The organism is Enterobacter sp. D2 (assembly GCF_034427575.1).
GTDB classification, from domain to species: domain Bacteria; phylum Pseudomonadota; class Gammaproteobacteria; order Enterobacterales; family Enterobacteriaceae; genus Enterobacter; species Enterobacter cloacae_M.
The window spans coordinates 28,198-42,258 of the sequence record NZ_JAXQPP010000001.1; the positions used below are offsets into that span (position 1 = coordinate 28,198).

General features: G+C 52.9%; 14 protein-coding genes and 1 tRNA gene. 12 read left to right on the forward strand and 3 right to left on the reverse strand.

The annotated features are described in order from the left end of the window. Positions 1-4 precede the first annotated feature (4 nt). From nqrE to dinB, 4 genes are all read left to right on the forward strand, one after another. Positions 5-601, forward strand: a complete 597-nt coding sequence (gene nqrE, locus SPG90_RS00150; RefSeq protein WP_008500255.1) for an NADH:ubiquinone reductase (Na(+)-transporting) subunit E — start codon at positions 5-7, stop codon at positions 599-601. A 10-nt stretch (positions 602-611) separates the two neighbouring features. Beyond that, positions 612-1,835: an NADH:ubiquinone reductase (Na(+)-transporting) subunit F gene (gene nqrF / locus SPG90_RS00155; RefSeq protein WP_047174671.1), complete on the forward strand. Its 1,224-nt coding sequence runs from the start codon at positions 612-614 to the stop codon at positions 1,833-1,835. Further along, on the forward strand, positions 1,835-2,038 hold the full coding sequence (gene nqrM / locus SPG90_RS00160) for a (Na+)-NQR maturation NqrM (RefSeq protein ID WP_023615899.1): 204 nt from the start codon (positions 1,835-1,837) through the stop codon (positions 2,036-2,038). Before nqrF ends, nqrM begins: the two co-directional genes overlap by 1 nt. Before the next feature lie 109 nt (positions 2,039-2,147). Then, positions 2,148-3,206, forward strand: coding sequence for a DNA polymerase IV (dinB, locus tag SPG90_RS00165; protein WP_045400538.1), 1,059 nt, complete (start codon positions 2,148-2,150; stop codon positions 3,204-3,206). Between the two features lie 76 nt (positions 3,207-3,282). On the opposite strand, the gene pepD is transcribed toward dinB, so the two are convergent. Beyond that, positions 3,283-4,740: a cytosol nonspecific dipeptidase gene (gene pepD, locus SPG90_RS00170; RefSeq protein WP_045400541.1), complete on the reverse strand. Its 1,458-nt coding sequence runs from the start codon at positions 4,738-4,740 to the stop codon at positions 3,283-3,285. A gap of 260 nt (positions 4,741-5,000) precedes the next feature. Between pepD and gpt the strand changes: the two genes are divergently transcribed. The 3 genes from gpt (at position 5,001) to crl (ending at position 7,267) form a co-directional block, all read left to right on the forward strand. After that, the gene (gene gpt, locus SPG90_RS00175; RefSeq protein ID WP_010427903.1) at positions 5,001-5,459 is read left to right on the forward strand and encodes a xanthine phosphoribosyltransferase; all 459 of its coding nucleotides are present in this window, start codon (positions 5,001-5,003) and stop codon (positions 5,457-5,459) included. A gap of 104 nt (positions 5,460-5,563) precedes the next feature. Beyond that, a complete protein-coding gene (frsA, locus tag SPG90_RS00180) occupies positions 5,564-6,808 on the forward strand; it encodes an esterase FrsA (protein WP_023310505.1) in 1,245 nt (414 codons plus the stop codon). A gap of 57 nt (positions 6,809-6,865) precedes the next feature. Next, positions 6,866-7,267 carry a sigma factor-binding protein Crl gene (gene crl, locus SPG90_RS00185; RefSeq protein WP_023310506.1) on the forward strand — a complete coding sequence of 134 codons (402 nt, stop codon included), beginning with the start codon at positions 6,866-6,868 and terminating at the stop codon, positions 7,265-7,267. Between the two features lie 151 nt (positions 7,268-7,418). On the opposite strand, the gene phoE is transcribed toward crl, so the two are convergent. Next, complete coding sequence (gene phoE / locus SPG90_RS00190; protein WP_045400542.1) at positions 7,419-8,471, reverse strand: phosphoporin PhoE; 1,053 nt, start codon at positions 8,469-8,471, stop codon at positions 7,419-7,421. A 304-nt stretch (positions 8,472-8,775) separates the two neighbouring features. Between phoE and proB the strand changes: the two genes are divergently transcribed. From proB to SPG90_RS00205, 3 genes are all read left to right on the forward strand, one after another. Then, positions 8,776-9,879 (forward strand): glutamate 5-kinase, encoded by a 1,104-nt coding sequence (gene proB, locus SPG90_RS00195; protein WP_023310508.1) that lies wholly within the window; start codon positions 8,776-8,778, stop codon positions 9,877-9,879. An 11-nt stretch (positions 9,880-9,890) separates the two neighbouring features. After that, a complete protein-coding gene (gene proA / locus SPG90_RS00200) occupies positions 9,891-11,144 on the forward strand; it encodes a glutamate-5-semialdehyde dehydrogenase (RefSeq protein ID WP_163353487.1) in 1,254 nt (417 codons plus the stop codon). A 111-nt stretch (positions 11,145-11,255) separates the two neighbouring features. Continuing rightward, positions 11,256-11,331, forward strand: a tRNA-Thr gene (locus SPG90_RS00205). A gap of 244 nt (positions 11,332-11,575) precedes the next feature. Here the strand turns inward: SPG90_RS00205 and SPG90_RS00210 are convergent. After that, positions 11,576-12,166 (reverse strand): winged helix-turn-helix transcriptional regulator, encoded by a 591-nt coding sequence (locus tag SPG90_RS00210; RefSeq protein WP_045400548.1) that lies wholly within the window; start codon positions 12,164-12,166, stop codon positions 11,576-11,578. Positions 12,167-12,885: 719 nt separating this feature from the next. Here SPG90_RS00210 and SPG90_RS00215 point away from each other — a divergent pair. Further along, entirely contained in the window at positions 12,886-13,407 is a 522-nt protein-coding gene (locus SPG90_RS00215) for a fimbrial protein (protein ID WP_047174791.1), read from the forward strand. A 66-nt stretch (positions 13,408-13,473) separates the two neighbouring features. Further along, positions 13,474-14,034 (forward strand): fimbrial protein, encoded by a 561-nt coding sequence (locus SPG90_RS00220; RefSeq protein ID WP_157843295.1) that lies wholly within the window; start codon positions 13,474-13,476, stop codon positions 14,032-14,034. Positions 14,035-14,061 lie beyond the last annotated feature (27 nt).

Consider the following 14,061-nt stretch of genomic DNA (forward strand, 5'->3'; position numbering starts at 1 on the left):
GACAATGGCTCATTACCTGAGTTTGTTTGTGCGGGCGGTGTTTGTTGAAAACATGGCGCTCGCGTTTTTCCTCGGCATGTGTACATTCCTTGCGGTTTCCAAAAAAGTGTCGACGGCATTTGGTCTCGGTATCGCGGTCACCGTGGTGCTCGGCTTATCTGTACCGATCAACAATCTGGTGTACAACTTTGTGCTGCGGGACGGCGCGCTGGTGGAAGGAGTTGATCTCAGCTTCCTGAACTTCATCACCTTTATCGGAGTGATCGCGGCGCTGGTGCAAATCCTCGAGATGATCCTCGATAAGTATTTCCCGTCGCTCTACAACGCGCTGGGGATCTTCCTGCCACTGATCGCGGTGAACTGCGCCATCTTTGGCGGCGTCTCGTTTATGGTGCAGCGTGATTACAACTTCAGCGAATCCGTAGTGTACGGTTTTGGTTCCGGCATCGGCTGGATGCTGGCGATTGTCACCATGGCGGGGATCCGCGAGAAAATGAAGTATGCCAACGTGCCTGCGGGTCTGCGTGGCTTGGGGATCACCTTTATCACCACCGGGCTGATGGCGCTGGGCTTTATGTCCTTCTCCGGTGTGCAGCTATAAGGGCAAACAGATGGAAATTATCCTTGGCGTGGTGATGTTCACGCTGATTGTACTGGTGCTGTCAGGGCTTATTCTGGCGGCGCGCGCGAAGCTGGTGAATTCCGGCGACGTGGTCATTGATATTAACGACGAGCCGCAGAATCAGATCCGCACGCCGGCGGGAGACAAGCTGCTCAACACGCTCTCCGGTAACGGCATTTTTGTCTCCTCAGCCTGCGGCGGCGGCGGTTCCTGCGGGCAGTGCCGCGTGACGGTAAAAGAGGGCGGTGGCGATATTCTGCCAACCGAGCTGGCGCATATCACAAAGCGTGAGGCAAAAGAGGGCTGTCGTCTGGCCTGCCAGGTCGCGGTGCGTCAGAACATGAAGATAGAGCTGCCGGAAGAGATCTTCGGCGTCAAAAAATGGGAGTGCGAGGTTATCTCTAATGATAACAAAGCCACCTTTATTAAAGAGCTGAAGCTGCGGGTGCCGGAAGGCGAGCATGTCCCGTTCCGCGCCGGAGGATACATTCAGATTGAGTGCCCGGAGCACGCTGTGGCCTATGCGGACTTTGACGTGCCGCATGAGTACCGCGCCGACTGGGACAAATTCAATCTCTTCCGCTTTGTATCTGAGGTGAAAGAGCCGACGCTGCGCGCCTACTCGATGGCCAACTACCCGGAAGAGAAGGGCATCATCATGCTCAACGTGCGTATCGCCACGCCGCCACCGAATGTGCCGGATGCACCGCCGGGCGTCATGTCGTCATACATCTGGTCCCTGAAGCCTGGCGATAAGGTGACGATCTCCGGCCCGTTCGGGGAGTTCTTCGCGAAAGATACCGACGCGGAAATGGTGTTTATCGGCGGCGGTGCCGGTATGGCCCCGATGCGCTCGCACATCTTTGACCAGCTCAAGCGGTTGGGTAGCCAGCGTAAGATCAGCTTCTGGTACGGAGCGCGCTCGCTGCGCGAGATGTTCTATGAAGATGAGTTTGAACAGCTGTCGCGTGAAAACCCGAACTTTACCTTCCACGTGGCGCTTTCCGATCCGCAGCCGGAAGATAACTGGACGGGCTATACGGGGTTCATCCACAACGTGCTGTATGAAAACTACCTCAAACAGCACCCGGCGCCTGAGGACTGCGAGTTCTATATGTGTGGTCCGCCGATGATGAACGCCGCCGTGATTAAGATGCTGAAAGATCTCGGTGTCGAAGATGAGAACATCTTGCTCGATGACTTTGGAGGCTGATGATGCTGACGTTTCTGGCAACCTTTGTGGTGTTTGTGCTTGTCATCTTCGGCATGTCGTTAGGCTGGATCGTTAAGCGGAAAAGCATTCAGGGCAGCTGCGGCGGTATTTCCTCTATTGGGATGGAAAAGGTTTGCGACTGCCCGGAACCGTGCGATGCGCGGAAGAAAAGGATGGCCCGCGAACAGCAGCGCATTATTTAATTTTTTTGTAGGCCGGGTAAGGCAAAGCCGCCACCCGGCGTTCTCACATCTGCTTCTCAACCCTCATTTGTTTACTGTATACTTATCCAGTGATGAGTGAGGGCTTACTATGCGCAAAATAATCCATGTCGATATGGACTGCTTTTTTGCCGCAGTGGAGATGCGTGACAACCCGGCGCTGCGGGATATTCCCATCGCCATTGGCGGCAGCCGCGTTCAGCGTGGTGTCATCAGCACCGCCAACTATCCTGCGCGCAAATTTGGCGTGCGCAGCGCGATGCCGACAGCGATGGCCTTAAAGCTTTGCCCTCATCTCACGCTTCTGCCCGGCCGTTTTGAAGCCTATAAAGAGGCTTCCCTCCATATTCGGGAAATCTTCTCCCGCTATACTTCTTTGATCGAGCCGCTGTCGCTGGACGAAGCCTATCTGGATGTGACCGACAGCTTGCACTGCCACGGCTCCGCCACGCTGATGGCGCAGGAGATCCGCCAGACGATTTTCAACGAGCTGAATCTGACGGCTTCGGCGGGCGTCGCGCCCGTGAAATTTCTCGCCAAAATTGCCTCCGATTTAAATAAGCCCAACGGTCAATACGTCATTACGCCTGACGAGGTGCCGGCGTTTTTGAAAACGCTGCCGCTTGGCAAAATACCTGGGGTAGGAAAAGTCTCCGCCGCAAAGCTGGAAAGCATGGGGCTACGGACCTGCGAAGATGTGCAGCGAAGCGATCTCGCCATGCTGCTCAAGCGCTTTGGAAAGTTTGGCCGCGTGCTGTGGGAGCGCAGCCAGGGGATTGACGATCGCGATGTGAACAGCGAACGGCTACGAAAATCCGTCGGCGTTGAGCGCACCCTCAGTGAAGATATTCATGACTGGTCCGAATGCGAAACCATTATCACGGAACAGCTTTACCCGGAGCTGGAACGACGCTTAAGCAAGGTGAAGCCGGACCTGCTGATTGCCCGTCAGGGTATCAAATTAAAATTCAACGACTTCCAGCAGACCACGCAGGAACACGTCTGGCCGCGTCTGAATAAGGACGATCTCATTGCGACGGCGAAAAAGGCATGGGAAGAGCGCCGGGGCGGGCGAGGGGTGAGGCTGGTGGGATTGCACGTCACGCTGCTGGATCCGCAGTTAGAGCGACAGCTGGTTTTGGGATTGTAAAAAAGCCCGGTGCGCTAAGCTTACCGGGCCTACGTTTTTCACCCTCTCCCTTTGGGAGAGGGCTGGGGTGAGGATATTACTTAACAGGGATCGCTTTCAGCAGCTCAGTCAGCAGCGTCCAGTAGTGACCAACGCTTTCGATATGAACCTGCTCATCCGGCGAGTGCGGGCCGGTAATGGTTGGCCCGATGGACACCATGTCCATGTCCGGATACGGTTTCTTGAACAGGCCACATTCCAGACCGGCGTGGATCACCTGAATGTTCGGCGTGCTGTTGAACAGACGCTGATAGGTTTCACGCACCAGCGCCATCACCGGAGAACTTGCATCCGGCTGCCAGCCCGGGTAGCTGCCTTTTGCAGACGTTTTCGCGCCCGCCAGCGTGCCCAGAGATTCCAGCATGCTCACCACATACTCTTTACCGCTGTCGATCAGAGAGCGGATCAGGCAGATGATTTCCGCGCTGTCGTTGCTCATGGTCACCACGCCCACGTTCAGTGAGGTTTCCACCACGCCTTTCGCCACGTCAGAGTTGCGGATCACGCCGTTTGGCGTCGCGTTCAGCAGCTGAACGAAGGTGTCACGAGACTGCGCGGTCAGCGCGGCTTTATCTGTAGATACAGATTCCAGCACTACGGTCAGGTTTTTCTCTTTCGCCGACAGTTCGTTTTTCAGAATATCCAGGTATACGCTGGAGAGTTTTTTCAGCTCGTCCGCTTTTGCCGCGGGAACCGCCACGGTGGCAAACGCTTCGCGCGGAATCGCGTTACGCAGGGTACCGCCGTTGAAGTCCACCAGACGCAAATCCAGCTCGGCCGCATGGCCTGCCAGGAAGCGCGCCAGCAGCTTGTTGGCGTTACCCAGCCCCAGGTGAATATCACCGCCGGAGTGGCCGCCCTTCAGCCCTTTCAGCGTCAGCTTGAAAGTCTGGAAGCCCGCAGGAATCGCTTCGCGCGACAGCGGCAGGGTAGAGATGAAATCAATCCCGCCCGCGCAGCCCATGTAGATCTCACCTTCTTCTTCAGAGTCGGTGTTGATCAGGATGTCCGCCTGCAGCCAGTTCGCCTGCAGACCGAACGCGCCGTCCATGCCCGCTTCTTCGGTCATGGTCAGCAGCACTTCCAGCGGACCGTGCTCAACGCTGTCGTCGGCCAGCACGGCCAGCGCAGAGGCCATACCGATGCCGTTATCCGCGCCCAGCGTGGTGCCGCGTGCTTTCACCCAGTCGCCGTCGATGTACGGTTGAATCGGGTCTTTGGTGAAGTCGTGAACGGTGTCGTTGTTCTTCTGTGGCACCATGTCCAGGTGCGCCTGCAGCACAACCGGTTTACGGTTTTCCATCCCTGCGGTAGCAGGTTTGCGGATCAGAATGTTGCCAACCTGGTCACGTTCAGCATGCAGACCTTTTTCCTTCGCCCAGCCCATAATATGTTCGGCAAGCTGTTCTTCATGGTAAGAAGGGTGTGGAATGGAGCAGATTTTCGCAAAAATATCCCACAGCGGCTGCGGAGATAATTGAGACAGTTCAGACACGATAAGTCTCCTTGTCGAGGCGCTGCAAACAGGGTTGCAGGTCACAGGGTTAGCAGGTTAATAGTTACCACAAGTCAGGCTTGCGAGATGAAACTGAGAATACCACTTTCTCTGCTGGCTGGTAGCATAAAGCATGTAAAAACTCAGGCAGAGGGCGCTAAACACTGGTTTTTAGTGCGTCAGATCTCTATAATCTCGCGCAACCTATTTCCCCCTCGAACACTTTTTAAGCCGTATAAAAACAGGCTGGGACACTTCACATGAGCGAAAAATACGTCGTCACCTGGGACATGTTGCAGATTCACGCACGCAAACTGGCTGCGCGTCTGATGCCTTCCGAACAGTGGAAAGGCATTATTGCCGTCAGCCGTGGCGGTCTGGTACCGGGGGCGCTGCTGGCACGTGAGCTGGGTATTCGTCATGTCGATACCGTTTGCATCTCCAGCTATGACCATGACAACCAGCGCGAGCTGACTGTGCTGAAACGTGCGGAAGGCGACGGTGAAGGCTTCATCGTTATTGATGACCTGGTAGATACCGGTGGTACTGCGGTTGCTATCCGCGAAATGTATCCGAAAGCACATTTCGTCACTATCTTCGCGAAGCCTGCTGGCCGCCCGCTGGTTGACGATTACGTGATTGACATCCCGCAGGACACCTGGATTGAACAGCCATGGGATATGGGCGTGGTCTTCGTACCGCCTATTTCAGGCCGTTAATACCAGTACGTAACTTTACACGCCCGGCTATGTCGGGCGTTGTTCTTTTTGGCCTGCCACGCGTTACAATAGTCTCTATACGACGTATTCATGGAGGCAACGCAATGACGCAGGCGAATCTCACCGAGACTCTCTTCAAACCCCGTTTCAAACACCCTGAAACGTCGACGCTGGTGCGTCGCTTCAATCCGGGTACCCAGCCTGCCGTCCAGTCCGCGTTAGACGGTAAAAATGTGCCTCACTGGTATCGCATGATTAACCGCCTTATGTGGATCTGGCGCGGTATTGACCCCCGTGAAATCCTTGATGTGCAGGCACGTATCGTGATGAGTGAAGCCGAACGTACCGACAGCGAACTCTACGACACCGTGGTGGGCTACCGTGGCGGAAACTGGATCTACGAGTGGTCTAAGCAGGCGATGCTTTGGCAGCAAAAAGCCAGCCAGGAAGAGGACGCCACGCGTAGCGGCAAGCACTGGCTGCATGCGGCCAATCTCTACGCCATCGCCGCGTATCCGCATCTAAAAGGTGATGAGCTGGCAGAGCAGGCCCAGGCGCTGGCGAACCGTGCTTATGAAGAGGCGGCGCAGCGTTTGCCGGGCCAAATGCGCGAGCTTGAGTTCAGCATTCCAGGTGGCGCACCCGTCACCGGGTTCCTGCATATGCCGGAAGGCGACGGCCCGTTCCCGACCGTCCTCATGTGCGGCGGGCTGGATTCGCTGCAAATTGATTATTACAGCCTGTATGAGCGCTACTTCGCACCAAAGGGGATCGCGATGCTGACGCTTGATATGCCTTCAATTGGTTTCTCATCTAAATGGAAACTGACTCAGGATTCCAGCCTGCTGCACCAGCATGCGCTCAAAGCGCTGGAAAACATTCCGTGGGTTGACCACACCCGCGTGGCGGCTTTCGGCTTCCGTTTCGGCGCGAACGTCGCGGTGCGTCTGGCTTACCTTGAATCTTCTCGTCTGAAAGCCGTCGCCTGCCTCGGCCCGGTCGTACACGCTCTGCTCAGCGATCCTGCACGCCAGGGGAGCGTACCTGAAATGTACCTTGATGTGCTGGCCAGCCGCCTTGGCATGCATGATGCATCAGACGAAGCGCTGCGCGTTGAGCTCAATCGTTACTCGTTAAAAACGCAGGGGCTGCTGGGACGTCGCTGCCCAACGCCGATGCTGTCTGGGTTCTGGAAAAACGACCCGTTCAGCCCGGAAGAAGAGTCGCGATTAATCACTTCGTCATCTGCGGATGGCAAATTGCTTGAAGTACCGTTCAGCCCGGTCTATCAGAATTTCGACAAATCACTGAAAGAGATTACGCGCTGGATCGCTCAGAGATTGTGTTAATAGATTGCTAAATTTCGCTGGTTTGGTAAAACAGTGGCTTCACAAAAGGAGATCGCAATGACGTTACCGAGTGGACACCCGAAAAGTAGACTGATTAAGAAGTTTATGGCTCTCGGCCCGTATATTCGAGAAGAGCAGTGTGAAGAGAATCGCTTTTTTTTCGACTGCCTGGCTGTATGCGTCAACGTGAAGCCTGCACCCGAAAAACGTGAATTCTGGGGCTGGTGGATGGAAATGGAAGCAGAGGAAAAACGCTTTACGTATAGCTACCAGTTTGGCCTGTTTAATAAAGACGGCAACTGGCAGGCGACCACGATTAAAGATCAGGAAGTGATTGACCGCCTGGAATATACGCTAAAAGAGTTTCACGATAAGGCACGCGCGCTGCTGGCTACCCTGGATCTCAAGTTCGAACCCGCGGATGACTTTTCCAGCGAAGCGGTGAAGCTGACTGCCTGATGGTGTCACAGCGCCGGGTGGCGGCTTCGCCTTACCCGGCCTACAAATTCTCCCTCTCCCGTTGGTAGAGGGCCGGGGTGAGGGCACCAGACAGCATGAATCCCCGACAATAAAAAAACCGGCATCAAGCCGGTTTTTTTATTTCACATCATCAGAACTGGTAGGTCATACCCAGGGCAACGATGTCATCGCTGCTCACGCCCAGTTTATTTTTGTCGTCAATCTGGTTGATTTTATAATCAACAAACGCGGACATATTTTTGTTGAAGTAATAGGTCGCGCCAACGTCAATATATTTCACCAGATCTTCGTCGCCAATACCTTCAATATCTTTGCCTTTAGACTGGACATAGCCCAGGGACGGGCGCAGACCAAAGTCGAACTGATATTGTGCGACCACTTCAAAGTTCTGCGCCTTATTAGCAAACCCACCGGAAATTGGCGTCATATTGCGGGTTTCAGAATACATCGCAGCCAGATAAATATCGTTCGCATCATATTTCAGACCGGTTGCCCAGGCTTCTGCTTTCTGGCCCTGGCCACGTGCCAGCAGGTTCTGAGCGTTGGTGCGGTCAGAGTTGGTGTAGGCGCCGCTGACGGCGAAATCGCTGCCACCGAAGTCATAGGTCAGAGAGGTACCAAAACCGTCGCCGTTCTGTTTCCTGGCGTCACGGTTTTCGTTTTTGCCCTGGTACTGCAGCGTCATATCCAGACCGTCAACCGCGCCGAAGAAGTCGGTATTGCGGTAGGTCGCCAGGCCGGTAGCACGCTTGGTCATGAAGTTATCGGTTTGTGCGGAAGAGTCACCGCCGAATTCAGGGAACATATCGGTCCATGCTTCGACGTCATACAGGGCACCCAGGTTACGACCGTAATCCAGTGAACCAAAGTTTTTCAGCTTAAGACCAGCAAACGCCAGACGCGTCTTCTGAGAGGAGTCGCTCTCAGCTTTGTTACCTGCAAATTCAGATTCCCAACGGCCATAGCCCGTCAGCTGATCGTTAATCTGCGTTTCGCCTTTAAAACCGAAACGAACGTAAGTCTGATCGCCATCTTTGGTGGCATCATCGCTGATGTAGTGCATGGCTTTCACTTTGCCGTACACGTCCAGCTTATTACCATTTTTATTATAAACTTCAGCTGCGTGAACGGATGCAGAAGCCACTACGCCCATAACCATTAATGCCAGAGTGCTCTTTTTCATTTTCGATCCTGTCTTATAAACGCGCTAAAAAATTCGCTGGACGATAAGCTCATGCCTAAGTCCCGTGAAAAAACAGGAAGGGTTTTATCGTTCTGGAATGAAACTTTTATGACAAACTAAGAATAATTTTAAAAAACTGTGATTTATTATTTCGGTAATAAAAGTGTCAAATTCCCCCGCTACGCTTCCTGATCCCGCGCAACAAAGTGTTTCGCGATGTGCTAAGGCAGTTGGCAACGGGGCTGACTCCTGCTAAAACGTTCGTTCGACATTACTTTCCCTTATCGTTGAACGGCAGAGAATCATGAGTGACAGCCAGACGCTGGTGGTAAAACTCGGTACCAGTGTTTTAACAGGCGGATCGCGCCGCCTAAATCGCGCCCACATTGTTGAGCTTGTACGTCAGTGCGCTCAGCTACATGCCGCAGGGCATCGTATTGTGATTGTGACCTCCGGGGCGATTGCCGCCGGGCGTGAACACCTGGGTTACCCCGAGCTCCCCGCGACGATCGCCTCCAAACAGCTGCTGGCCGCCGTGGGGCAAAGCCGACTCATTCAACTCTGGGAACAGCTGTTCTCTATCTATGGCATCCACGTCGGGCAGATGCTGCTGACGCGTGCGGATATGGAAGACAGAGAGCGCTTCCTGAACGCCCGCGATACCCTGCGTGCGCTGCTGGACAACAATATTGTTCCGGTCATTAACGAGAACGATGCCGTTGCTACCGCTGAAATCAAAGTGGGTGATAACGATAACCTCTCGGCGCTGGCCGCGATTCTGGCCGGTGCCGATAAATTACTGCTTCTGACCGATCAGCAGGGGCTGTTCACCGCCGACCCGCGCTCGAATCCGGAAGCCGAGCTGATTACCGACGTTCAAGGCATCGACGATGCGCTGCGCGCCATCGCCGGTGACAGCGTTTCAGGCCTCGGAACGGGCGGTATGGGGACCAAGCTGCAGGCCGCTGACGTCGCGTGCCGCGCCGGTATCGACACCATCATTGCAGCGGGCAGCCGCCCCGGCGTGATTGGCGACGTAATGGAAGGTATCTCCGTCGGCACCCGCTTCCACGCCCAGGAGTCCCCGCTGGAAAACCGCAAGCGCTGGATATTTGGCGCGCCTCCTGCTGGCGAACTCGTCGTCGATGAAGGGGCAACCGCCGCGATTCTGGAACGAGGAAGTTCATTACTTCCTAAAGGAATTAAAAGCGTGACAGGCAACTTCTCCCGTGGTGAAGTGATCCGTATCCGTAACCTCGAAGGCCGCGACATCGCCCACGGCGTAAGCCGTTACAACAGCGATGCTCTGCGCCGCATCGCGGGTCACCACTCGCAGCAGATCGACGCCATTCTGGGCTATGAATATGGTCCGGTTGCCGTGCATCGCGATGACATGATTATTCGTTAAGGAGCCAGAACATGCTGGAACAAATGGGCGCTGCCGCGAAGGCTGCCTCTTATAAACTGGCGCTCCTTTCCAGCCGCGAGAAAAACCGCGTGCTGGAAAAAATCGCTGATTATCTGGAATCACAGTCCCAAGAGATTTTGCTCGCCAACGAGCAGGATTTACTGGAAGCGCGTCGTAACGGTTTGAGCGAAGCGATGCTCGACCGTCTGGCGCTGACGCCGGCACGCCTGAAAGGCATCGCCGACGATGTGCGTCAGGTCTGCAATCTGGCCGATCCGGTAGGGCAGGTGATCGACGGTGGGCTGCTCGACAGCGGTTTACGCCTGGAGCGCCGCCGCGTGCCGCTCGGCGTTATCGGCGTTATTTATGAAGCTCGTCCAAACGTGACGGTGGATGTTGCGTCCCTGTGCCTGAAAACCGGTAACGCCGCTATTCTGCGCGGTGGGAAAGAGACATGGCGCACCAACGCCGCGACGGTGAAAGTCATTCAGCAGGCGCTGGAAGAGTGTGGCTTACCGGCGGGGGCCGTACAGGCGATCGAGAGCCCGGACCGCGCTCTGGTCAACGAAATGCTGCGCATGGACAAATACATCGACATGCTGATCCCACGCGGCGGCGCGGGCCTGCACAAGCTGTGCCGCGAGCAGTCGACGATTCCGGTGATCACCGGCGGTATCGGCGTGTGTCATATCGTTGTCGACGACAGCGCTGAGATTGAACCGGCGCTGAAGATTATCGTGAATGCGAAAACCCAGCGTCCAAGCACCTGTAACACCGTAGAAACGCTGCTGGTGCATCAGGATATTGCGAACACCTTCCTGCCGGCTCTGAGCAAACAGATGGCAGAGAGCGGCGTGACGCTGCACGCTGACGCCAGCACGCTCGCGCTGCTTCAGGATGGCCCGGCTAACGTTGTTCCCGTAAATGCGGAGCAGTACGACGATGAGTTTCTGTCACTGGATCTGAACGTGAAAATCGTTGCCGATCTCGACGACGCCATTGCGCACATCCGTGAACACGGCACGCAGCATTCTGACGCGATCCTGACGCGCACCCTGCGCAATGCCGATCGCTTCGTGAACGAAGTGGATTCTTCAGCGGTATATGTGAATGCCTCCACCCGCTTCACCGACGGCGGCCAGTTCGGCCTCGGCGCAGAGGTGGCGGTCAGCACGCAGAAACTGCACGCGCGCGGCCCGATGGGGCTGGAAGCGCTGACCACGTACAAGTGGATCGGCTTCGGCGACGATACGATTCGTGCGTAAATAATCACGGGTGATGCAAAAATAGCCGTTTGATTCAAAAGGGCATTGACGCATCACCCGGATAGATCTAACCTTTTGCCCCGTGGTTACGCTCGTAACCGGCCTCTCAGGGCCGATATAGCTCAGTTGGTAGAGCAGCGCATTCGTAATGCGAAGGTCGTAGGTTCGACTCCTATTATCGGCACCATTTCAAACTCTTCGAAAACCTACCGAAATCAACTTTGTGCTTTAGCTTCCGACAGGAAGGACTCTCCGTCGTCATTAGTGTTCACTGTTTCTGCCGAGTATAAATGAGGCCCCTCCTTGTTCTATGTCTCAAGCCTTTGTAAGAAAAGAGGAAAGGTTTACGCTGGCGACAAGGGAACTTTAATAATGTTGTTTCGTTCGGCTCCGTCTTAGCACCAGGGAAGTACAAAATGATCTAAGTTGTTTTAATAATTCTCCGGAAGGTGATGAACTTCTTTTAGGATTCCTTTAACAATAACGATATATCCGCCATCCTTTAAATCAGAGAGGATGCGCATAATACCGCTGCGGGAGAGGCGGGTTTTACTGCGAATGTAATTTTCCGCAAGAATGGTTTCTCGAACGTCCTCCGGAAGGTTGATCAGTTCATAGAGTTGATGGCGGACAACATTATAGGTCGTCGGGGATATTAATTTAAACATCCTCTCGACAACCATGCTGCTTGCTTCCAGTAGATGGTCAGCCAAAAGTTCCCAAAGATTGTGCTCGGTAAGAAGCGCGAACAGTTTTTCACGATCGATAATCGCTATTTCAGAGGGTACGATAGTTTTGATGACGTATACCGAAAGAGTTTCCGGCGGTAAGGCAATCACGCCGCGCAGTGTGGGGGCATCAAACAGATCGATGAGAATGTCATCCGGCTGCCGGTACATGGAAACTGCACCCGTGCGGATAAAATAGCAGGGGGACTGCCGCTGAGCCGTTATGGTGTAACGGGTGTTTACTTCGACGCGCTTATACTGTAGATAAGGCGCCAGCTTGTCCATCAACGCCATCAAATATTTCGGATTTGTGCGTGTTGACTTGAGATTAACAGTTACCATAGATTCTAAGTTATTAGGTATTATGTAATAAAAATATAGACGCAACCGTCAAATTAGTCAAATTTGAAATATATGCAATAAAATTTTTTTAATTTTTATTGGTTCAATTCTGATTTTAAATAAACGATATGAATAGTGATGCTTTCTATGTTTAAGTAAAAAATACCGTGGTACGCATCAATTATTAATGGTGAGTACGGGTAATATTCTTGTCTTTCCTCATAAAGCAGGGTATTGACATTTTCTTCGGTAAACATGCTGAAATCGTGAAGGCGCAGATACCACTCACAAAATTACTCAAAGCAGATAATAATGACTGACTTGTTATCTTCCATTACTAGTTACATGTTTTTACGTGTTAATTCTTCCATGTGAAGTGAACACTTCTTCCAGGAAAAAACATAAGTCTAGCACCCATGGTTATCAGCTCTGAATTTTAATTGATCCAAATTTAGAATGGCATTTTAATAATGGAAGCTCTAATTTTGGTAATATGGCTTAATAAGTGTCCCTGTCTAAATTGGGATCGGTTTTGAATTGTAAGAAGATACATCTGTCGCAATAATTGAAAGCGAACAAACGAACGCCACATTGGAATGTAGCGTTAATTATTTGTTAAGGATGGGTCGATTAAATCAGCCCGAAAAATATATCGTAGTGGAATATAAGTTATGAATACGAAAAAGATTGCTTTTATTGCTGCAATGCTCAGTGGTGCTTTGATGGCGAATGCAAATGCGGCTGACCAGGGGCACGGCAAAGTAACATTCACTGGCTCTATTATTGATGCTCCATGTTCAATTAGCCCAGACAGTATCGATCAGACTGTAAGTCTTGGACAAATTTCAAATGCTGCGCTGGCAAACAGTGGCACATCCACACCGCGTAACTTTGAAATCAAGCTGGAAAACTGCACCGATGTAACCGCTAAAACTGTTACTACAACCTTCACCGGTGCGGAAGGTGCGACTGCGGGCTCTCTGGGCATCACCGGTACCGCTAAAGGTGCGAGCATCATCCTGACTAACGGGGATGGTAAACAGATTGAGCTGGGTAAAGCTTCTGACGGTCATTCTCTGCAGGATGGTAACAACACCCTGCTGTTCTCCGCTTATCTGCAGGGTGATAGTGGTGTGACTGCAACCACGGGTGATTTCACCGCGATTGCTGATTTTACTCTCGCTTACCAGTAAACCCAGCGGCTGAGCTGGAAACGCCTGTACCCCGCAGGCGTTTTTTTAATATCAGAACCGGAAACTATGAGTAAATTAATGTACGCCGTACTGACGTTTTTACTTACCGCAATGGCTTTCGCGGCGCAGGCCTCGCACCGGGACGTTAACCCTCCTTCAGAGTTTGATCCGGCGTTATCCGGACGCGTCAGTATGAATGGTGCAATTATTTCCAGTGCTTGTGATATTGATATGGGAGACGGTTATCAGGAAATTACTATGCCCGGAGAAACCCGTGGGCATATTAAACGCACCGGTGAGGGTGTACCTGAAGACTTTTCCATCCATTTAACCAAGTGCGCAATTGACTCTTCATCGGAGCCCTCCGCCTGGCAGTATTTGAACATAATTTTTGACGGTGATGAAGAGGATGGCCTTTTCCGGGTCAGCGGTAATACGGGCGGTGTAGCGCTACAGCTGCAGGACAGCCATGGTGCAGTTATCCACCCAGGTCGGCCTGTATCCTTACAGCAGATAACAGTGTCAGATAACCGGCTGGATTATCAGTTTAGACTCAGAAATACAATGCGCGATATAGTTGTTGGTGATTATAGTGCCATTATTCGGTACCGAATTGAATATTTCTAAATTCAGTTCTGCAAGCTTTTTTCTTTT

Bases quoted from the DNA above. Each gene is read 5' to 3' on its own strand.
- nqrE (WP_008500255.1), top strand. From the start codon at position 5: ATGGCTCATTACCTGAGTTTGTTTGTGCGGGCGGTGTTTGTTGAAAAC.
- nqrF (WP_047174671.1), top strand. From the start codon at position 612: ATGGAAATTATCCTTGGCGTGGTGATGTTCACGCTGATTGTACTGGTG.
- nqrM (WP_023615899.1), top strand. From the start codon at position 1,835: ATGATGCTGACGTTTCTGGCAACCTTTGTGGTGTTTGTGCTTGTCATC.
- dinB (WP_045400538.1), top strand. From the start codon at position 2,148: ATGCGCAAAATAATCCATGTCGATATGGACTGCTTTTTTGCCGCAGTG.
- gpt (WP_010427903.1), top strand. From the start codon at position 5,001: ATGAGCGAAAAATACGTCGTCACCTGGGACATGTTGCAGATTCACGCA.
- frsA (WP_023310505.1), top strand. From the start codon at position 5,564: ATGACGCAGGCGAATCTCACCGAGACTCTCTTCAAACCCCGTTTCAAA.
- crl (WP_023310506.1), top strand. From the start codon at position 6,866: ATGACGTTACCGAGTGGACACCCGAAAAGTAGACTGATTAAGAAGTTT.
- phoE (WP_045400542.1), bottom strand. From the start codon at position 8,471: ATGAAAAAGAGCACTCTGGCATTAATGGTTATGGGCGTAGTGGCTTCT.
- proB (WP_023310508.1), top strand. From the start codon at position 8,776: ATGAGTGACAGCCAGACGCTGGTGGTAAAACTCGGTACCAGTGTTTTA.
- proA (WP_163353487.1), top strand. From the start codon at position 9,891: ATGCTGGAACAAATGGGCGCTGCCGCGAAGGCTGCCTCTTATAAACTG.
- SPG90_RS00210 (WP_045400548.1), bottom strand. From the start codon at position 12,166: ATGGCGTTGATGGACAAGCTGGCGCCTTATCTACAGTATAAGCGCGTC.
- SPG90_RS00215 (WP_047174791.1), top strand. From the start codon at position 12,886: ATGAATACGAAAAAGATTGCTTTTATTGCTGCAATGCTCAGTGGTGCT.
- SPG90_RS00220 (WP_157843295.1), top strand. From the start codon at position 13,474: ATGAGTAAATTAATGTACGCCGTACTGACGTTTTTACTTACCGCAATG.